We start from the raw sequence: 19,405 nt of genomic DNA, 5'->3' as shown, positions 1-19,405 counted from the left end.
TATCACGGCTTCTCCCCCTTGATCAGCTTCGGGAGGTCCTCGGCGTACTCCTCGGCCCTGGTGTCCTCGCCGTACAGGACGTAGCCCGCGTCGTTCCTCGGGGAGAAGGCGATGACCTGGGCACCGTGCATGGAGACGAACTTGCCGTCCTTCTCCTTGATCGGCGGGTCGATGCCGATGCCGATCTGGCGGGCCCCCGCCTGGATGGTCGGGAAGTCGCCGGTGAGTCCGATGAAGGAGGGATCGCCCGCGCTGGGAAGCCACTTGGCGAGCTCGGCCGGGGTGTCCCGCTCGGGGTCGGTGGTGACGAACACGACCTGGAGCTTGTCACGGTCGGCCTTGGGGAGCTCCTTCATGGCGATGGCGATGTTGCTCATCGTCAGGGGGCAGACGTCGGGGCAGTGCGTGTAGCCGAAGTAGATCAGCGTCGGCTTGCCCTTGGTCTGCTCCCGCAGGTCGAACTTCCTGCCGCGGGTGTCGGTCAGCACGAGGTCCGGCTTGGTGAACGGCTGCGTGAGGACGGTCGCGGCCTTGGCGGCCGGCTCGGTCGAGACCTCGCCGACCGGTGCCTTCGAGGCGTCGTCGTTTCCGCCCTGCGCGAGGGCGAATCCGGCCGCGACCGCGAACGCGGCCGCGCCGGCGATCGCCACGGCCAGCGGGGCGCGCCGGCTGCGGCGGGGCTTCTCGTCGTTCTTCGGGTTGTGCATCAGGTTCTCTTTCACGGAAGGGCCCGGAGCGGCCGGTCAGGCGGACCGACGGCGGCCGGCCAGGACGCCGAAGGCCACACCGGCGGCACCGACGAGGATGCCGACGACGCCCAGGACGCGGGCGGTCGTGTCACTGCCCGCGGAGGAGGCGGCGGGCTCGTCGTGGTGGTCGGCACTCGTGCCGTCGCCCTTGTCGTCCGTTGCGGCCGCGCCTGCCGCACCGCCGCCGTGGTGGTCCCCGGTGGCGGCCGAGAGCTTCAGTACGGGCGCGGGCGACTCGGGCTCCTCGCCGCCCTCCTTCGGCTCCTCGATCCAGCGGACGACATCCTTGTTGTCGTACGTCTGGACGGCCTTGAAGACCAACTGGTCGGCGTCCTCGGGCAGCTGGCCGATCGAGAGCGGGAACTGCTGGAACTGGCCCGGGGCGATCTTGGAACCGTCCGCGGTCCAGGTGACCTTGGTGGCGGCCTCGGTGATCTGCTTGCCGTGCAGCTCGAGCGGCTTGTCCAGCGTGGACTTGGTGACCTCGACCTTCCAGCCCGGCACCGGCTGCGGCATCACGGACGCCAGGGGGTGATCGGTCGGCAGGCTGACCTCGAGCTTGACCGTCGAGGCGTTGTCGCGCTCGTTGGGGACCTTGAAGTTGACGGTGGCGTAGCTGCCCTTGGCCGCTTCTCCCTGCGGCTGCACGCTGACGTGCGCGAAGGCCGAGCCGGAGAACAGCAGCACGGAGGAGGCGGCGAGACCGGTGGCGAGCGCGATGCGGGAAACGTTCATGAGAGGGGAACACTCCACGGTGAGGAGGGGCAAGGAGAGGGGGTGTGCCGGGCACAGGGGTGCGCGGGCACCGCGACACCACTCCTGTCGAGTGGGTCGCGTCAGGCTGCGAGAACCACGGCCGGCGGCCCGCGACTGATCACCGTGTGCGCAAGTTCCTCCCCCGCCGCCGTCGGCGCCGGGGTGCCGGCCGCCGCCGGTACCGGGCGCAGAACCGGCTCCGGGACGTCCACCAGACCCGCGCGCAGGGTACGCAGCAGTACGAGGGCGGACCGCAGCGCGCGCAGCCACGCCACTTCGGCGACCTCATGGGCCGAGTCGGCCGACAGCCGCATCAGGCGGAGCAGTGCCGCATCCCCGCGGCGCAGCAGTACACCGGTCGCGAGCGCGGCCAGCAGATGCCCGAGCACCATGGGCAGGCTGGGCACCAGACCGGGCACGGCAGCTGCCTCGGCGACGTGGGTGTGGGCGGCATGCTGTGCGGCCGGGTCGAGGCCGGCCATTGTGACGATGCGCCGGGCGTCGGCAGGCGTCATGGACGCCGCACCCGCCCCGCAGGCCAGCTTGGCAGCCATTCTGATGAGCGTGTCGTCCGCCGTCGGTGCGAGCCGCAGGTGCTGCTGCCCGATCACGAACAGGGTGTGCAGCGCGAGCTGTCCGACGGCCAGCGCTCCGGCGATGGACGGCAGCGAACGCTCCCGGCCCGCGAACGGCACGACCAGGGCGAACACCCCGGCGAAGCCGAGCGTCAGGGTCCACCAGGGCACGGCCGCGCAGGCGGCCAGCACATGTCCCGTCCCGGACAGCACGACACAGACCGCGGTGAACACCGCGGCCCGCAGCAGCCGCAGACCGGCTCCGGTGCGTGCGCAACAACGTGCGCAATAAGGGGACGACATGGCCGGGTCATCATCGCACTGCGTCATCGGCGACCGTACGGCAGGTCCGGAAGATCCCCTTTGCCGACATGGACAGCGCCCTGAATTACGTATTCCGGGCGCTGTCATACACCGGGTCCGCAGCATCGCGCATCCGCCGAATGAGGGGTATCACATCAAAGGTGTGCTTACGGACCGTGTGGAGGGGCAATACGTATCGGTATGTCGAGCCGCGGCCGGGAGGCTGGAGCATGAGCATCTGGTGGTCACTCCATTTGCGGCGCGAGGCTGCGAGCGTCCCGCTCGCGCGGCGGCTTCTGCTCGGCACCATGGAGACCGCGGGCGTGGACCCGGACATCTCCTACGATCTCTCGGTCGCCCTGAGCGAGGCGTGTGCGAACGCGGTGGAGCACGGCGGTGACCTGCACTCCGGCGAAGCCTCTGCCGCGTACCGGGTCACGGCGTATCTGGACGGCGAGAAGTGCCGTATCGAGGTGGCGGACTCGGGACCGGGCTTTCCCGTCCCGTGCGGCGGGCCGTACGGGCCGGGTGACGCGACGGCGCCACCGCCCACGGCGGAGAGCGGCCGCGGGCTCTGTCTGATCGAGCAGCTCGCCGACCATGTGCATGTCCGCAATCGCCCGGGGCACGGCGCAGTGGTCAGCTTCGACAAGATCCTCAAATGGCGGGAGGGCGCGCTGCTCAGGGTTTCCTGAGCAGCGAGCCCTCCCTTGTGCCGTGCGGCGCGTCAGCCCTGCTTGAGGGCGGCCATCCAGGTCTCGATCTCGTCGGACCGGCGCGGCAGCGCCGCCGAGAGGTTCCGGTTGCCGTTCTCGGTGACCAGGATGTCGTCCTCGATCCGGACGCCGATACCGCGGTACTCCTGCGGCACCGTCAGATCGTCGGCCTGGAAGTAGAGACCGGGCTCCACGGTCAGGCACATGCCCGGCTCCAGCGTGCCGTCGACGTACGCCTCGGTGCGCGCGGCGGCGCAGTCGTGGACGTCCATGCCGAGCATGTGACCGGTGCCGTGCAGCGTCCAGCGACGCTGAAGCCCGAGCTCGAGCACGCGCTCCACCGGGCCCTCGACCAGACCCCACTCGACGAGCTTTTCGGCGAGCACGCGCTGCGCGGCGTCGTGGAAGTCGCGGTACTTGGCACCCGGCCTGACCGCCGCGATACCGGCCTCCTGGGCCTCGTACACCGCGTCGTAGATCTTGCGCTGGAGCTCGGTGAACCGGCCGTTGATCGGCAGGGTGCGCGTGATGTCGGCGGTGTAGAGGGTGTGGGTCTCCACGCCGGCATCCAGCAGCAGCAGCTCGCCGGAACGGACCGGGCCGTCGTTGCGCACCCAGTGGAGGGTGGTGGCGTGGGGGCCTGCGGCGCAGATGGAGCCGTAACCGACGTCATTGCCCTCGACGCGGGCACGCAGGAAGAACGTGCCCTCGATGTAGCGCTCGCTGGTGGCCTCGGCCTTGTCCAGGACCTTGACGACGTCCTCGAAGCCGCGCGCGGTGGAGTCGCACGCCTTCTGCAGCTCGCCGATCTCGAACTCGTCCTTCACGGCGCGCGCCTCGGAGAGGTGGACCCGCAGCTCCTCGTCGCGCTCCGCTGTGACCTTGTCGGTCAGCGCGGCCTCGATGGCGGCGTCATGACCGCGTACGACGCGGACGGGCCCGGTCGCCTCGCGCAGCGAGCCGGCCAGCTCGCGTACATCGTCGGCGGGGATCCCGAGCAGCTGCTCGGCCTCGGCGAGGGAGTGGCGGCGGCCCACCCACAGCTCGCCCTGGCCCGACAGCCAGAACTCGCCGTTCTCGCGGTTGGAGCGGGGCAGCAGATGAATGGTCGCCTCGTGACCGTCGCCCGTGGGCTCCAGCACCAGGACGCCGTCCTCGGTCTGGTCACCGGTCAGGTACGCGTACTCGGTGGAGGCCCGGAAGCTGTACTCGGTGTCGTTCGAGCGGGTCTTCAGGTTGCCCGCGGGGATCACCAGCCGCTCGCCCGGGAAGCGCGCCGAGAGCGCGGCACGACGGGCGGCGGTCTGCTCGGCCTGCGCGAGGGGCTCGAGCCCGTGCAGCTCGGTGTCGGCCCAGCCCGTCGTCATGTTCTCGGCCAGCTCGTCGGACACGCCCGGGTACAGGCCGTTCTTGCGCTGCTTGATCGGCTGCTCTTCCTCTTCCGGGCCCGCTGCGGTAGCAGCGAGATCGGATTCTGCCGGGGTGAGCTCCTCGGCCACGTCTGCCTCCTGGGCCTCTCGGCCTTGTCCGATACGACATTGGACCCCTGCTTGCCGGTCGGGCTTTTCGGGCAGGGGTGACCCCTCCATCGTATGTGCGACGGAAAGGCGGCTCCGGGAGTGGGAGATACCAGTTGGTAATCAGTCAAAACGGGCGGCTAGCAGGACGACGTCCTCGCCGCTGTCCCTCTGGTCCAGGCCGTCCGGCAGCATGGTGCGCAGCACGTGGTCGGCGATCGCGGCCGGATCGCTGCGGGCCGCCTTCGGCGTGCTCGCGGCCGCCGAGTGCAGCCGGGCGAATGCCCGGTCCATGGAGTCGCCGGTGCGCCGCAGCAGTCCGTCGGTATAGAGCAGCACCGTTTCTCCCGGCTCCGGAGAAAGTTCCACGCTGGGCGCCTCCCAGCAGGCGAGCATCCCCAGCGGAGCCGACAGCGACGTTTCGACGAACTCGGTACGCCGCTCGCCGACCACCAGCGGCGGGGTGTGCCCGGCCCCGGCCAGCACGATCTTGCGGGCGGCCGGCTCGGCGTACGCAAACAGCGCGGTAGCGGTACGGGCGGGCTCGGTCAGGCGCAGCAGCAGCTCCAGATCGGACAGCACGGCGACCGGGTCCTCGCCCTCCATCACGGCGTACGCCCGCAGGGACGCGCGCAGCCGGCCCATCGCCGCCAGTGCGCTCGGCCCGGACCCGCTGACCGATCCGACCGCGAGTCCCAGGGCGCCCTCGGGCAGCGGCAGCGCGTCGTACCAGTCGCCGCCGCCGCGCGGGCCGGTGCGGTGCCGGGCGGCGAGCTGGACACCCGGAAGGCGGGGCAGCCGACTGGGCAGCAGCTCCTCGGCGACGGTCGCCACGGTGGCGCGGGCGTGCTCCAGCTCCAGCATGCGGGCCAGGTGCTCGGTGGCGTAGCGCATGTAGAGGCCGACGAGATGGCACTGACGCTCCCCGGGGGTGGCCGGCTCGTCGTACATCCAGACGGCCGCGCCGAGCGTGCCGGACTCCTCGGTGGCGAGCGCGAGGGTGTAGCTGGCGGCGTACCCCAGGCGGATCGCGACCTCGCGGTGCCGGGGGTCGAGTGCCGGGTCGCCGAGCAGATCGGGGTGGGCGACGGGCTGCGGAACGGCGCAATGCCCGGGGTGCCCTGCTCGAGCGGGGAGGCCTTCCAGGATCCTGCCGTACGCGGTCGCACTGCGAGGGACGGTCTCGATGTGGCCGAGGTCGGCGTGGGTCAGGCCGAGGCCTCTGGCGAGCGAGCGGCTGCCGGCGCCTTCGAAGGAGTCGTCGCGCACGGGGCCCAGGGACGGTTCGAGGACGACCATGCCGCGCCGGGCGCCGACCAGCGCGGCTCCGGCGTGCAGGAGTTCATCGAGCGCCTCGTCGAGTGAGGCGGTTCGGGCCAGTCGCTCCGTCAGTTCGTGGAGGGTGGTCAGGTCGGAGACCCAGCCGGCCAGCCGGTCCTGAATCACCGCGCCCGGTGCGGGCGGGACGGAAGGCAGCGGTCCGGCAGCGGCGGCAGTGTGCGTGGGACCGGAGACCGTTGAATCGATTCCGGCCACTTTCGGCAGGTGAGGGGCGCTCATGGCAGCCGGCTTTCCGGCAGCCGCGTTTCGCTCAATAGCATCGCAAACCCCCATGTCATTCTGCGCCGCTATCAATGCATCCACATGTACACGCACACGTAAGGTGATGTCCAGCATTGTCCCGGTGGGATCAGTGGTGTCTGAGGGACGGCTAACTTGGCCGAAAAATGCTCCCTATGGCGGTTGATTGCGGTCTGCTGAGGGTGTTCGGCATGGGGGATCCCCACAGAGCGAAGGCTCGAAGGGGAGCGTCGTTCCATACGTGACGGGTACGTAAACGGTGATGGTCAGGGGCAGTTGGAACAGCCTCGGAACCTGGCGGCGGACCACGGCGTCCTAACAGCCGGAGCCGCGCCTCATCCCCGAGTGGCGGGGAAGGTTACAGCGGGACAGTGAAGCGCCAGGCGCGCGCCACCCCCCGCCACGCGTTTAATGGACTACAGCCCCACGTTGGGCCCCCCGGGCGGCGAACCTGCCGCCGATGGAGTGGGGGCCGCCCATGCCACCGGCAAGGGCGGTGACGCGCCGATCAGTACGCATTTGTACGCACAGTGAAGAGCTGCACACATGGTGTGATGTGGACCCCGGCGTTCAACGGAAAGGAACGAGCGCTCATGCGCGAGATCCTCGGAAGGCGACGCAGGCTCCGGAACCGGCGTAAGAGGGGGCCTGTACAGCTCGACGCAGCGCTCACCTGCGCCGTCGAGTGGCAATGGCCCGTACTGCCCGGTGTGGGACTGCCGGCGGCCGGCGGTCGCGGTGACCGCGGGCGTGACTGCCCCTGCCCCGACCCCGAGTGCGTCGTACCCGGCGCACACCCCTTCGACCCCGGCATCCTGGCGGCGACCACCGATGAGCGCATGGTGCGCTGGTGGTGGACCAACCGGCCCGCCGCCCCGATCGTGCTGGCCACCGGAGGTCGCGCGCCGTGCGCGCTGAGCCTGCCGGCCGTCGCCGCCGCCCGTGCTCTGTCGGAGCTCGACCGGACGGGCATGCGGCTCGGGCCGGTCGTCGCGACGCCCACGCGGTGGTCGATCCTCGTGGCTCCGTACACCCTCGAGCAGCTCGGCGAGCTGCTCTTCGTCAAGGACTGCGTACCGAGTTCACTTCGCTTCCACAGCGACGGCGGCTATCTGGTGCTGCCCCCGTCGGAGACGGGAACCGGGCAGGTGCGCTGGGAGCGGGCTCCGCTGCCCGGTTCCGCGACGCCCTGGCTGCCGGATGTGGAGGCGGTGGTGGACGCACTGGTCGAGGCGAGCGCATCCGGCGCCCCGGACAACAGCGGTCTTTATCCGCCGGAGGCGGGCGAGGGCAGCAGGCTCGCGTACTGACGCCGGTCGGTGGCGCCGACCGGCGTCACCGACTCCGGCGCCGCCCCTGCCGGGCGGCGGTACCGCGACAGCTACTGCGGCCCAGCTCTGTCACCCGCACCTGTGTCGTACCTCTGTCACTCGTACGGGTAGGAGCTGGGCCGAGTTGCGCTGGATACGCGCGCGGCGGCGTCTGCGTCCGCATTCCGCCGATATCGTCGGGCCACCCTATGAATTCCCCCGCAAGCCGACAGGTGGCCCATGAATCTCCGCATGATCGGGCTTGCCGTCGTGGTGGTGGCGGCCACGCTGCTGCCGCTCGCCGCCTCGGCGGGATCCGCCCATGGACCCGGCCCGGAAAACGGCTCGGTTCCCGCGGACGACGCGAAAGATGACGCCGGACTGCTCCACGGCATCGATGCACCGGAAATCTCCGATGTGATCGGTGGGGCGGACGGGTCGGATGGGTCCACCGTGCTGGACGGGGGTGAGTCCCATCGACCGCTGACGGCCGCGCAATGTGGGCCGGAACTCGCCTCCCCCGAAGGTGTCGAAGTGCAGACATGTGTGCTGACCGAGGGACGCGACACCTGGGCGCGTACGTATTACCGCAATGCGACGGGCAAGGAATTGACGTCCGTGCTCACCCTCATGGGGCCTGGGGGGCGCACTCTGCAGACGAACTGCGCGGTCGAGGCGGGAGATGAGCCGGGTACCTGTGACACTCCGCGGGAGCCCTCGCGGGGTGCGGCTTCGGCGTATTGGGCGGTGGCGGAGTTCGCGGCTTCCGGTGCTGCGGGTGAGGGACCGCTGGTCCTGCGGTCGACGAGCAACTCCCGAACGCCCGGGCGGCGTTGACCGCGCGGCGCGCTTCCATGGGAATGGAAGCGCCCGGTCGCTGGCGACGGGGGATGCACCAGCGACCGGGCTTCTAGAACGGTAACAAGAGATCTGGGGTTCGCAAATTCGATCTCTGGTATTCGGACAGGGATTTACCTGTCGACAGGGCGAGTTGTGACTGGAGTCACCTATCGGTCGACAGAAACCGTCACTCTCAGCTGAGAGTCACTTGGCGGTTGGTGAGCCCGCCCCGCGCCCTGCGCTCCTCCGCTGTGAGCGGAGCGTCGCTCGTGAGGGCCTCGGCGAGCCGCTCGGCGAACTCGGCCGCGGGCTTCTCGCACTCCTCGGCACCCATCGCGCTCGGCAGGTCCCACACGGGGACCATCAGCCCATGGGCACGGAAGGAACCGACCAGCCGGGTCCCCTCGCCGAGCGAGGTGCCCCCGGCGGCGTGCAGACGGGCGAGCGCGTCCAGGAGCCGCTCCTCGGGGTGCGGCATGACCCAGCGCAGGTGGTTCTTCTCCGGGGTCTCGCACCAGTAGGCGGAGTCCACACCCGACAACTTCACGGTCGGGATCGCCGCGGCGTTCGCGCGCTCGAGGGAGGCGGAGACCTCCGGGGAGGCGTGCTCGGCCGATTCGGGAACCCAGAACTCGAAGCCGGAGTGGACGACGGGCTCGAACGGGGCCGCAGGGTCCAGCAGGTCCTGCAGCCGTACGCCGTCGGCCGCGGAGCCGCCGGCGGTGACCGGCGTACCCGGCTCGGCGGTCAGCGCGCGCTGCAGGGTGGCGCCGAGGTCGCGGCTGAGGTCGCCGGAGGGCGTGTCGTTCTGCAGCCCGAGCAGTACGGAGCCGTCGTCGCGGCGCAGTGCGGGCCAGGCCATCGGCAGTACCGTCGCGAGGGTCACCGACGGCACGCCCTCGGGCAGTCCGCCCTTCAGGGTCAGGGCGACGGTCGCGGCCGGCACCAGCTCGCGCAGCGCCACCCAGTCGCATTCGCCCGGCAGGCCCTCGAAGGGGCGCTGGACCAGTTCGGTCACGGCGTGCGAGGCGGCCCGGCCGTGACAGGCCTTGTAGCGGCGGCCGGATCCGCAGGGGCAGGGCTCGCGGGCTCCCACCACCGGAACCGGCTCGTTCACGCCTGTGGCGCGGGCCCCGTCCTTGAGCTGAGGCTTCGTTGCCTTCGTCTGGGGGCGCTTCTTGGCCATGGTGTGGCTTTCTCCCGATTGCGGCAGTGCTGTGTCGGGCGCGAGCCTAGCCGTCCGTGCAGCCGACGTGAGTGCGGATCGTCGTTCCGGGCTGTCGGTTCGTCAGTCTGCCTCGCCGGCCGGCTGTGGACCGTGGCGCCGGCCCACCTCCTTGGCCCACCGTTCGGTCCACCCCGGTCCACCGCTTTGGTCCTTCAGTCCAGATCGTCGAAGGAGTCCGCGAACTCGAACGAGGGACCTGTGACGCGCGTAGCGAAATCCTCGTGACGATGCCCTTCGGTGACGATCACCCACACGGTGACCTCACCACTCGCGCTGTCGCGCACGCCCCAGTCCTGGGCAAGCGCGCTGATGATGTTGAGCCCGCGGCCGCCACGTGCGGTGACCGAGGGCGTGGCCGGAACCGGTCGGGTCGGACCGCCTCCATCCGTCACCTCGACCGTCAGTCCGCCTGCTGTGTCGACGGTCCAGGCTGCGCGGACGTCCCCGTCGCCCACCTCGGCGTGTCCCAGCGGTCTGCCATGACGACATGCATTGCTGAGTAGCTCGGAAAGGATCAGAACGGCATCGTCGACGACTGTTTCGGACAATCCACTGCGCCTGAGCTGCTTGCGCATCCGCTGTCGAGCCTCACCCACGCCCGCAGGGCCATGGGGTACGGCCATGCTCGACGACGTGGGCACCTCCTGTGCCACCACAAACGCCACCCCCGAGACCTCCTTTGCCCCACGCCACGGTGTGAATGCCCCAATGGACTGGACCGGAAACCGGCCAAGCGCAGGCCAGTGACGCACTCGTAACGATCGAGTACGGAGCGAACGCGCCGGTGCACTCCCTGTTATCAGGGTGACGGGCGGCCCAGCTGGGACAGAACCTGTTTGGGGCGGTTGGTGATGATTGCCTCCACGCCCAGCTGTGCGCAGAGTTCCACGTCCTCCGGCTCGTTGACCGTCCAGACATGGACACGATGGCCCGCCCGGTGCAGCCGGGCGATGTAGGAAGGGTGGTTGCGGACGATCCTGATGCCCGGTCCCGCGATCCGCGAGCCGGCAGGGAGCCGCCCGTCGCGCAGCCGGGGCGTCATGAACTGCATCAGATAGACGGTGGGGATGTGCGGTGCGGCCCCCGCGATCCGGTGCAGGGAGCGGGCCGAGAAGCTCATGATGCGCACGGGCGATTCCTCGGGTGCCGACGGCGCATCCAGTCCGAAGCGCTGCAGCAACTGCAACAGCCGCTCCTCCACCTGTCCCGCCCAGCGGGTGGGGTGCTTCGTCTCGATGGCCAGCTCCACACGGCGGCCCGCATCGGCCACCAGCTCCAGCAGCTGTTCCAGGGTGAGTACAGAGGTGAGAGAGGGGTCTCTCCAGTCGGGGCTCTCCGCCGCGTCCTTCCAGGACCCGAAGTCGAGAGCGGCGAGATCCGCGAGCTCGAGGGCGGAGACGGCACCACGGCCGTTGGAGGTGCGGTTCACGCGGCGGTCGTGGACGCAGACGAGGTGACCGTCGGCGGTGAGACGTACATCGCACTCGAGCGCGTCCGCGCCGTCCTCGATCGCCCTGCGGTAGGCGGCGAGGGTGTGCTCGGGGGCGTCTTCGGAGGCGCCCCGGTGGGCGACGACCTGAATATTGTGCTGCCGTGCTTGAGTCACCGCGTCATGGTGTCACCGTGACGGGGTAGGCGGGAGCCTGGGTGGGACACAAGCCGCCCGGAAGCTGTTCGGACGCTGCGCGCGCGTCCGTTTTGTCGCAAGTAAAGGATTGCCGGAATACGCACAGGTGCCGCTTACAGTGGCCTGACGTGCTGTGGGAAAAGCTGGCGACACACAACCGACGTGCATTCTGCCGTGCAACCTGACGTGGACCCTGAGGAGAAAGAGCTGTGAGCACCGAGAACGAGGGCAACGCGGTTCCGGCCGCCCCGTCCGTACCTCCAGTGCCGGTCGCCGCTCCCGACGGAACGCCTGCGTCCGAGCACGCCACGAGCACCCCGCCTCCCCTTCCCTCCTCAGAACCGGCGACGGTGGCCTCGGCCGGGCAACCCCCCCAGCCCGAGCCGGCCCCGCCGCCCGCACCGGCACCGGCAGCCGCGCCCACATGGGCGCAGCGCGCCGGCGCCGCGTGGCCGCCGCCCCCGCCCACGGACCCCTCCCATGAGGGCGGGGGCAGCGGCGGTCCCGTCTGGGGCTCGCCCGTCCCGGTGGCGGACTCCCCGCGCCGCAAGCGCACCGGCGGCGCGGTCGCCGCCGTACTCGCCGCGGCGCTGGTCGCGGGGGGCGTCGGCGGCGGCATCGGGTACTGGGCAGCAGAGCACAACGACGACCCCTTCGACTCGACCACCGTTTCCGCGGCCGACGCGCCCCGGGACCTGAAGCGCGAGCCCGGCACGGTCGCCGCGGTGGCGGGCAAGGCCCTGCCGAGCGTGGTCACCATCGAGGCGCAGTCGGGCGGCGCAGGCCTCGAGGGCGCCGAGGGCGAGGCCGGCACGGGCACCGGCTTCGTGTACGACAGGGAAGGCCACATCCTCACCAACAACCACGTGGTGGCCTCCGCCGCCGATGGCGGCACGCTCTCGGCGACGTTCTCGAACGGCAAGAAGTACGACGCCGAGGTCGTCGGTCGCGCCCAGGGCTACGACGTCGCCGTCCTGAAGCTGAAGAACGCCCCCTCCGGACTGACCCCGCTGGCCCTCGGCAATTCGGACAGGGTCGCGGTCGGCGACTCGACCATCGCGATCGGTGCGCCCTTCGGCCTGTCGAACACCGTCACGACCGGCATCATCAGCGCGAAGAACCGCCCGGTCGCCTCCGGCGACGGCTCCAGCGGCAAGAACTCGTACATGAGCGCGCTGCAGACCGACGCGTCCATCAACCCGGGCAACTCCGGAGGCCCGCTGCTGGACTCGCGCGGTGCGGTCATCGGCATCAACTCGGCCATCCAGTCGGCAGGCAACGGGGGCTTCGGCCAGTCCCAGGCCGGCTCGATCGGCCTCGGTTTCGCCATCCCCGTCAATCAGGCGAAGACGGTGGCCCAGCAGCTGATCAAGTCGGGCAAGCCGGTGTACCCGGTGATCGGCGCGACGGTCGACATGACGGGCGAGGACGCGGGCGCCAAGATCGCCGCCCAGGGCGCGGGCGGCACTCCTGCCGTGAGCGCGAACGGCCCGGCGGCGAAGGCCGGTCTGAAGCCGGGCGACGTCATCACCAAGTTCAACGGCAAGCCGGTCGACAGCGGTCCGACCCTGATCAGCGAGATCTGGACCCATAAGCCGGGGGACAAGGTGACGCTGACGTACGAGCGCGACGGCAAGGAGCGCAAGGCCGAGGTGACGCTGGGCGAGCGCGAGGGCGACAACTGACCCGGCCCGCACCGCCGGGAACGCGGCTGCGTCCCATGGCCGGGGCCCGGTAGGCTGTAGCCCGCTCCGCCCCAGGTGGCGGGGTCCGGGTGGGTTGCCCGAGCGGCCTAAGGGAACGGTCTTGAAAACCGTCGTGGCAGCGATGTCACCGTGGGTTCAAATCCCACACCCACCGCACAGGTCAGCGTAGGTGCTGGTCAGAAGGGGTGTCTCCGGATCGGGGACACCCCTTCTGTGTTGACCTTGTCTCACTCGTATCCCATTGCTGACCAGGGTGTGTGGCCAACCTGTGGCCAGGATCCGGCAGGGTCAGGAGGTTGCCTCATCGTCCGTTGCCTGCTCGGCAAAGCCCTGGTCGATCAGGTCGTTCATCCGCTCTTCCTCACCGTCCAGCACCTTCGCGTAGTACCGCTGAAGCACCGCGATGCTCTGTCCTGCACGCCGGGCAGTCTCAGCGAGGCTCACCCCGGAACGCAGCCAGAAGACACGCAGGCGTGGCGCAAGTCGTACGGGATCCGTGCGAGCGGCGATGCCACCTGGGCGGGAGTGAGCGCAAGGCGCCGCGCTTCCTTCCACACCGCCCCGTACTCCTGCGAACGGACGGGGCCGCCACGGACAGCGCAGAACAGCCGGCCGTCACTTCCGGTGCCGAACTGCTCGATGTGCTCACGCAGCAACAGGACCAGTGCGGGCGGGATCGGCACGCGGCGGACGGTCCTTCTCGCACGATGCTTGAGCCCCCGCTCTTCGTAGGGCTTTCCATCGTCGGTCCACCCAGAGCCGACCTGCGGGCGGGCGCCGGACAGATCCAGTCGGCCCCATCCGGTCTCGGGAAGGGTGCACTGATCGATGCTGAGGGCGGACACCTCCTCTGGACGCAAGGCGCCGTAGTACATGCACCCGAAGAACGCTGTTAGGTGCTCGCCACGCGGCCCCTGGCTGCGCACAGCCCACTCGTTCAAGTAGTAGCGGCCAGGCGGGAGATGAAGTTGGTGTGCGTTCGTTCGCCAGCATTCGCCACCCTCGAACTACCGCCTGCGCCACCGGAGCGCCGGTTAGCTTGTGGATGGTCCGATGCGTCTCTCTCCCGCACGCCTGCCTGAATCGGGTGGGTCCCAACCCTGTTGGGAACATTGAGAGATGGGAGATCGGATCAGATGGTGCGATCGACACGACGGAGACAGCGCCGCAAGCGAAGCCAGTTACCGGACTGGGTTCAGTTGGCGGCCCTGGTTCTTACGGCGGTCACTGCCATCGCGGGGTGCGTCGAGCAATTTATGTGATGCGCCAGAGGTAGTCCGGACGGCTGGTGGGGTGCAAGCGAGCCCGACCGCGATCTACTCGGCCGGACCCGCCTGTTGCCCCGCATGTGGGCCTGGCTTCGGGGTGTCGCCCGGAGCCAGGCCCTATGCGTAGGGGGAACCTTTCGGCTCCACGAAGAGGAAACCTCAAGTTGCCAGGAGCATCAACCTTCCAATCCAGAACCATGATCCAGATCGTGGCGAAAACCCGTAGCGAATCAGTGGCGTTGATAGGTGGCGCGGCACCCATCGCACGTAGATCATTTAGAAGTGCCTGGTGAGCGCCTTGTGAGGGGTGGCGAATCCTGGCGAATGGTGGCCCTGCCAAGACACTGCCAGACAGGTGCCCCCACCACGGTGACCATTCGCTGGCACAGCACTAGCCGGATCGGTCAGGCCGATCATTCCGGCCGCTGCGGGCCCCGGGGGGCGCTGCCGGACGGGGGTTGCTTGGGTTGCGGTACGGGGTGAACGGGTGTCGTGCCCACAGCAGGAGACTTCTCCAGCCGGCTCGTTGTCCTGGTCCTTGTCCAGTGCGCTGACGGACACCATGGTTCACCTCCATACATGCACCCCCTCTGAGCTGCCGCGTGAACGTCCGTGAATGCTGGTGAATGGCCATGCGGACAGTTGGAAAGCGTGTTGGGGGCAGCCCCTCACGAGTTCGAATCTCGTATCCTCTGCCAGTGCCTCACCAGGCACGATGTCGAAGGGCCCCACCGTTCGCGGTGGGGCCCTTCGAGGTTGTCCGTCTCAGTCGCCCATCCTCAGGCAGACGTCGGCGGTTCCCAGAGCATGTCTCCGACTTGCTGTGCTCCTTGGGGGTCCACGGCCACGGGCGTCGTGCCGGTGGCCGGTAACAGGGGTGAGGTCAGTCGAGGAAGGCGCCGCCCACGTCGGGCAGTTCGTACGAGCCGGTGGCCGTCGGTCCGGTGGACGAGCCGGGCAGGACGCGGCCGCCGGAGGACGCGGCAACGGCGAGGTCCGCCTTGCCGTCGGAGTTGGAGTCGCGCAGGCGGAGACTATGGCCGAAGGACTCGTACTCCTCGGAGCTGCCCGTGACGGACTGCGGGATCCAGGAGGAGCGGGAGCCGGACAGACCGCCGGAGCCGCCGCGGAAGAGGTGAATGCCGCCCTGGTCCTCCTGGCCGTCCACGTCTTCGTGGGGGACGCCTACCACGAGATCCGCGTAGCCGTCGCCGTTGGAGTCGGCGGCCGACACGTCGTAGGCGAAGTTGTCGTCGGCCTCGGGGGTGCCCGCCACGCCGGTGCTCGCCTGCGTGAACTTCGCCGAGCGGGTGCTGCTGGGGCCGGACGAGGTGCCGTACCAGATGTTCACCGCGCCCTTGCCGCTGCTCTCGTCGGGCTCGCCGATGGCGATGTCGCCGTAACCGTCCTTGTCGAAGTCTCCGATGGCGGCGTTGAGGCCGGAGTAGTTCTGTCCGGCGGCGAGGGTCTTGGAGGATCCCGAGGACAGCCCGGTGGAGGTGCCCTTGAGGAACCAGGCGCGGACGTTCCAGTCGGTGCCGGACGCCTGCAATCCGAGGACCACCAGGTCCGCCTTGCCGTCGCCGTCGACCTTGCCGACGGCCAGGCCGGACGAGTACCAGCCGGCATCCGGCTTGTCGATCTTGCTGACGCTGCCTGTGGTGCCGGACTTGGTGAACCCGCCCCGGTACAGCCAGGTCTCGCTGCCGCCGATGACCGCCAGGTCGGGGGAGCCGTCGCCGGTGAAGTCGCCGGTCGCCAGGTCGCTGCCGAAGTGGCCGTAAGCGCCGCTCTTCGGCGCGATGCTGGTGCCGCCGGACAGGCCGGACGCGGAGCCCCAGACAACAGTCACCGAGCCGCGGTACTCGTCGTCGCCCACGTGCTCCGTGGGATTGCCCACGACAAGGTCCGCGTAGCCGTCCTTGTTCAGGTCGGCGCCGGCCAGGCTTTCGCCGAACATGTCGTCTTCCTCGCCCGCGCCGGGGACGCCAGGGCTGTCCTGGTGGATCACTTGGGTGTGCGAGGTGTCCAGGCCGTGGGCGCTGCCGTAAGTGATCGTGAGGGCGCCGCCGGACCAGCCGTCCGGCCCCGAGATGCCGCTGTAGGCGTTGCCGTACGCGATGTCCCGGTATCCGTCGCCATTGAAGTCGTCGTAGTGCTTGGCCACCGCGGCGGAGGCCGGGGCCGGGGTGAGGGCGAGCAGGCCGGTGGTCAGCGTGGCCGCGGCGGCTGTCGCCAGGGCGAGGCGGACGTGCTGGTGCATGCGGGACTCCTGCTGCTTGCGGGGGAGCGCGGTGGGGCGCTGCTGATCGATGAGGTACGTTCGGCCTGCATTCGCCCACAACTGGGCCGGGACTTGGCCTTGGTGTGGCTGGGCGGGCGGCGTACGGGAGACCGCTGGAGGGGCCTGAGGGTTGTACGGAGCCGTTGAGAAAACTCAAGTTTTCTGGCAGTGGACAACCGCCCAGCGACGAGCATCACATGGCGTCCGCCTGCGCGTGGCCCAACCGTGCCCTACGGAGCGGTCAACAGCGGTCAACCTGGGTACTGAGAAGCCCTGCCGAGCGCGCCCCTGGTCTCCGGCATATCCGCAGGTCAGAGCTCACATGACCGACAACCGCAGGGGCAATGCCGCGTAGGCGCCCGTCAGCCCTGCGGGGCGAATGCCCTGCCCGCGTCCTGATGCGGCAACGGTACCCATCCATCGATCGCCTTGCGGGCTCTTGCATAGCGCCGGCCCGAACGAAACGGCTCTGGCCCGAGGCCAGAGCCAAGGTCATCCCGGCGGACAGCCTGCTCGTGCCATGGTGGCGAGACCGGCTCTAGGGCCATGGGGCGGCCGTCTCATTCAGCTACGTCCGTGCCCGTTCAGCCGGGTGCCGCAGCAGGCACGAACCAGGCAGCCAATTGCCCATGAACGCGGGTGAACGGCCCGCACACAGTCCAGCAGCCCACCAACAGACTTGGAAAGCGTGCGCCGCCCGAGCTGATGTTTGGCCGTGGAGAAGGAACGCGCGGCCAACCTGTGGCCAAGTAGGTGGTCCGGGACAACACTCTGGGGCATAGACCGAGGTCAGGAACCTGAGGGCCGCCCTGACAAGCCGGTCTTGAAAACCGTCGTGGCAGTGATGTCACCGTGGGTTCAAATCCCACACCCACCGCGTATGGCACATATGGCCAGGTGAGAAGGGGTGTCCGGAGCTTCCGGGCACCCCTCTCCTGTTCGAACGTCTCACGATTGCTCGCTTGGATCCCGGCTTTGACCAGGGTGTGTGCCTGGAGAGCCGGGTTGTCGGGCTGCGCGCATACTGCTGCTGCCTGCCGGTAGTAGGTGACGGCCCTCTCAGGATCGACAGACTTCGACAAGTGGGCGCTGGCGCGCGTCCTGCGCCTGGCGGACGGTCTGCAGACGGGTTTTTGAGGGCGCACACGTCGCGGTGGTGCACAGCGCCGGTCAGCCGGGCGACGGCCTGCGCCCGGGACAGCTGGCGGCGTGCCGTACGGGCACGGGTGGGCACATACGGTGGCGGCCGCCGCGGCTGTGCACCACAGCGGCCGCGATGAGGGTGGTCATGGTGCTCACCTCCTCCTTGTGGGGTGTTGGGGTCATGGGGTGGGCGGCCTCGCCGCCGCGGTGCCCAGAGCCCGCTCGTCGTGGGCGGCCTGCGTCGCGGTCGGCAGGGACGGCCAGTACGTGAACTGGGTTGCGGTGTGGTCCTCGACCGACCGGAGCGCGGCCTGGTGCTGCGGGGATCCCGGGAACACGCCCGCCCGGGCCCCGGCCTTGAAGCGGCGCCAGGCCCATGCGGCGGCCGCGTACGTAGCGCCGACAGCGGCGCCGATCGGGTAGAGGAGAGCAAGGTTGGCCATGGCGGGGCCTCCTGTCGATGTGGTGGGGCCCCGCCTTTCGGGGCTGTTCGCTGGTGAGCTCCGGCTGCTCGTGCTCGAAGGCGCGCTCCTGGTCCTCCGGCGTGAGGGTCCGGTAGCAGGCGCCACAGAGGTGCTCGTCGGCGAAGCGGCCAGTCGCCTCGTGCCGGTCGCCTTACTGCGGGAAAGTCAGCGGGTGACGGTGGGGTGGCCACCGCAACCCGGGCAGCGCCGCCGGACAGGGTCTCGACCGCAGCGTCTGCGTCGAGGTGGTGCGGCTTGTAGGCGACGGAGATGTGCACGGTGCCCATACGTAGGGTTCTGATGAACCGCAGGTCCGCGTCGGACGGGATGCTTTTGGTCATCGGGCCTGCTGCGCCCAGTGAGTGCGGCGCCTGGCGAGCGATCCGCTGCGGTCGCTGCGGTCCGAGGCGCGGCAACCGGCGTCGCAGTAGGCGGCGTCGGAGCGCTTGCGGAGCCGGCCGCCGCTTGCGCCGCATGGGGTGTCCTTGGTGCAGTCCGGGCACCAGTCGATGGGGTCGATGCAGTCGCCGCACCATGCGCAGTGACGTGATCACGAAGGCGGGGATCGCCACGCCGAGCGGAGCGGCGTGCCGTCCTGCGTTGGATGCGGGGCGGCGGGTGGGGGCGGACGCGGTGGGGGCGGATGGTCAGCGAGGTGGTCCGATGATGCGGTTGCCGCGCAGGGCGGCGGCTTCGGCGAGCTTGTCCTTGGTGATCTCGAACCCGTCGGGGCGGGGGGTGGTGACGTCGCGTCCGGCGTGCCGGAACATTTCCTCTATGCCCGCGGGGGTGGCGATGAGGAGGAGGTCTGCGCGGTCGGATGTGATGCGGTAGCCATGGGGGATGTTGCGGGGCAGGTAGACGACGCCGCCTTCGGACAGTTCGTGGCGTTCGTCTCCGACCCATACGAGTGCCTCGCCCTTGAGGAGGAGGAACACCTCGTCCTCGCGGGTGTGGAGGTGGAAGGGCGGGGCCTCGCCCTTGTGGATGTCGAACCGTCCGACAGTGAGCTGTCCTTCGGTGGCCTGGCTGTCGAGCAGGATCGTGAACAGCCCGCCGTCGAGCCATTCAAGGGTCTGCTGCTGGCTGGGCTGGGCGAGGTAGGCCATGGTCATGGCGGTCTCCGGGGTGGGTGGGGTGGCTGGCGTGGGCGAGTCGGGCGGGGAGGAGGCCGACGCCGGCGACGACCTGGACGCGGGGCCCTGTTGAAGGGCGGTAAGCATGGGGTAGACGGTGCAGACGCCGTCAGTCACACCGGTGGTGGCACCACGGGCTGTTCGGATGGCCTGAGTCGGGCGTCAGGATCGGCGCAGTGACGTGATCACGAATGCGGGGATC

General features: G+C 69.6%; 17 protein-coding genes and 1 tRNA gene. 5 read left to right on the top strand and 13 right to left on the bottom strand.

What is annotated here, in order from left to right; translation table 11 throughout:
• Positions 1–2: 2 nt before the first annotated feature.
• From ACFYWI_RS13520 to ACFYWI_RS13510, 3 genes are all read right to left on the bottom strand, one after another.
• The gene (locus ACFYWI_RS13520; RefSeq protein WP_389230166.1) at positions 3–707 is read right to left on the bottom strand and encodes an SCO family protein; all 705 of its coding nucleotides are present in this window, start codon (positions 705–707) and stop codon (positions 3–5) included.
• 36 nt (positions 708–743) lie between these two features.
• A complete protein-coding gene (locus tag ACFYWI_RS13515; protein ID WP_389230162.1) occupies positions 744–1,484 on the bottom strand; it encodes a YcnI family protein in 741 nt (246 codons plus the stop codon).
• A 101-nt stretch (positions 1,485–1,585) separates the two neighbouring features.
• Positions 1,586–2,383: a hypothetical protein gene (locus ACFYWI_RS13510; RefSeq protein WP_389230159.1), complete on the bottom strand. Its 798-nt coding sequence runs from the start codon at positions 2,381–2,383 to the stop codon at positions 1,586–1,588.
• 230 nt (positions 2,384–2,613) lie between these two features.
• Between ACFYWI_RS13510 and ACFYWI_RS13505 the strand changes: the two genes are divergently transcribed.
• Entirely contained in the window at positions 2,614–3,078 is a 465-nt protein-coding gene (locus ACFYWI_RS13505; RefSeq protein ID WP_389230156.1) for an ATP-binding protein, read from the top strand.
• 32 nt (positions 3,079–3,110) lie between these two features.
• On the opposite strand, the gene ACFYWI_RS13500 is transcribed toward ACFYWI_RS13505, so the two are convergent.
• Positions 3,111–4,598 carry an aminopeptidase P family protein gene (locus tag ACFYWI_RS13500; protein WP_389230153.1) on the bottom strand — a complete coding sequence of 496 codons (1,488 nt, stop codon included), beginning with the start codon at positions 4,596–4,598 and terminating at the stop codon, positions 3,111–3,113.
• Positions 4,599–4,739: 141 nt separating this feature from the next.
• The gene (locus ACFYWI_RS13495) at positions 4,740–6,293 is read right to left on the bottom strand and encodes a PP2C family protein-serine/threonine phosphatase (protein ID WP_389230150.1); all 1,554 of its coding nucleotides are present in this window, start codon (positions 6,291–6,293) and stop codon (positions 4,740–4,742) included.
• Positions 6,294–6,790: 497 nt separating this feature from the next.
• Here ACFYWI_RS13495 and ACFYWI_RS13490 point away from each other — a divergent pair, with 497 nt between their 5' ends.
• Positions 6,791–7,507, top strand: coding sequence for a bifunctional DNA primase/polymerase (locus ACFYWI_RS13490; protein WP_389230147.1), 717 nt, complete (start codon positions 6,791–6,793; stop codon positions 7,505–7,507).
• A gap of 240 nt (positions 7,508–7,747) precedes the next feature.
• Entirely contained in the window at positions 7,748–8,344 is a 597-nt protein-coding gene (locus tag ACFYWI_RS13485) for a hypothetical protein (protein WP_389230144.1), read from the top strand.
• Positions 8,345–8,540: 196 nt separating this feature from the next.
• On the opposite strand, the gene ACFYWI_RS13480 is transcribed toward ACFYWI_RS13485, so the two are convergent.
• From ACFYWI_RS13480 to ACFYWI_RS13470, 3 genes are all read right to left on the bottom strand, one after another.
• Positions 8,541–9,533, bottom strand: a complete 993-nt coding sequence (locus ACFYWI_RS13480) for a DUF5926 family protein (protein WP_389230141.1) — start codon at positions 9,531–9,533, stop codon at positions 8,541–8,543.
• A 194-nt stretch (positions 9,534–9,727) separates the two neighbouring features.
• Positions 9,728–10,327, bottom strand: coding sequence for an ATP-binding protein (locus ACFYWI_RS13475; protein WP_389230138.1), 600 nt, complete (start codon positions 10,325–10,327; stop codon positions 9,728–9,730).
• A gap of 47 nt (positions 10,328–10,374) precedes the next feature.
• A complete protein-coding gene (locus ACFYWI_RS13470; RefSeq protein WP_389230135.1) occupies positions 10,375–11,181 on the bottom strand; it encodes a glycerophosphodiester phosphodiesterase in 807 nt (268 codons plus the stop codon).
• Between the two features lie 230 nt (positions 11,182–11,411).
• Between ACFYWI_RS13470 and ACFYWI_RS13465 the strand changes: the two genes are divergently transcribed.
• Positions 11,412–12,887, top strand: a complete 1,476-nt coding sequence (locus ACFYWI_RS13465; RefSeq protein ID WP_389230132.1) for a S1C family serine protease — start codon at positions 11,412–11,414, stop codon at positions 12,885–12,887.
• Between the two features lie 88 nt (positions 12,888–12,975).
• Positions 12,976–13,062: transfer RNA gene (locus ACFYWI_RS13460), tRNA-Ser, on the top strand.
• Positions 13,063–13,196: 134 nt separating this feature from the next.
• Here the strand turns inward: ACFYWI_RS13460 and ACFYWI_RS13455 are convergent.
• The 5 genes from ACFYWI_RS13455 to ACFYWI_RS13435 form a co-directional block, all read right to left on the bottom strand.
• Positions 13,197–13,352: an integrase gene (locus ACFYWI_RS13455; RefSeq protein WP_389230129.1), complete on the bottom strand. Its 156-nt coding sequence runs from the start codon at positions 13,350–13,352 to the stop codon at positions 13,197–13,199.
• Positions 13,349–13,591, bottom strand: a complete 243-nt coding sequence (locus ACFYWI_RS13450) for a hypothetical protein (protein WP_389230127.1) — start codon at positions 13,589–13,591, stop codon at positions 13,349–13,351. Before ACFYWI_RS13450 ends, ACFYWI_RS13455 begins: the two co-directional genes overlap by 4 nt.
• A gap of 1,468 nt (positions 13,592–15,059) precedes the next feature.
• Positions 15,060–16,439 carry an FG-GAP-like repeat-containing protein gene (locus ACFYWI_RS13445; protein ID WP_389230123.1) on the bottom strand — a complete coding sequence of 460 codons (1,380 nt, stop codon included), beginning with the start codon at positions 16,437–16,439 and terminating at the stop codon, positions 15,060–15,062.
• Positions 16,440–17,782: 1,343 nt separating this feature from the next.
• Entirely contained in the window at positions 17,783–18,046 is a 264-nt protein-coding gene (locus ACFYWI_RS13440) for a hypothetical protein (RefSeq protein WP_389230120.1), read from the bottom strand.
• A gap of 668 nt (positions 18,047–18,714) precedes the next feature.
• Complete coding sequence (locus ACFYWI_RS13435) at positions 18,715–19,182, bottom strand: cupin domain-containing protein (RefSeq protein ID WP_389230117.1); 468 nt, start codon at positions 19,180–19,182, stop codon at positions 18,715–18,717.
• Positions 19,183–19,405: the final 223 nt, after the last annotated feature.

The organism is Streptomyces sp. NPDC002889 (genome assembly GCF_042888425.1).
In the GTDB taxonomy this organism is placed as follows: domain Bacteria; phylum Actinomycetota; class Actinomycetes; order Streptomycetales; family Streptomycetaceae; genus Streptomyces.
Note: the sequence above shows the minus strand (reverse complement) of the source record. Positions and strands in the feature narration are given on the sequence as shown.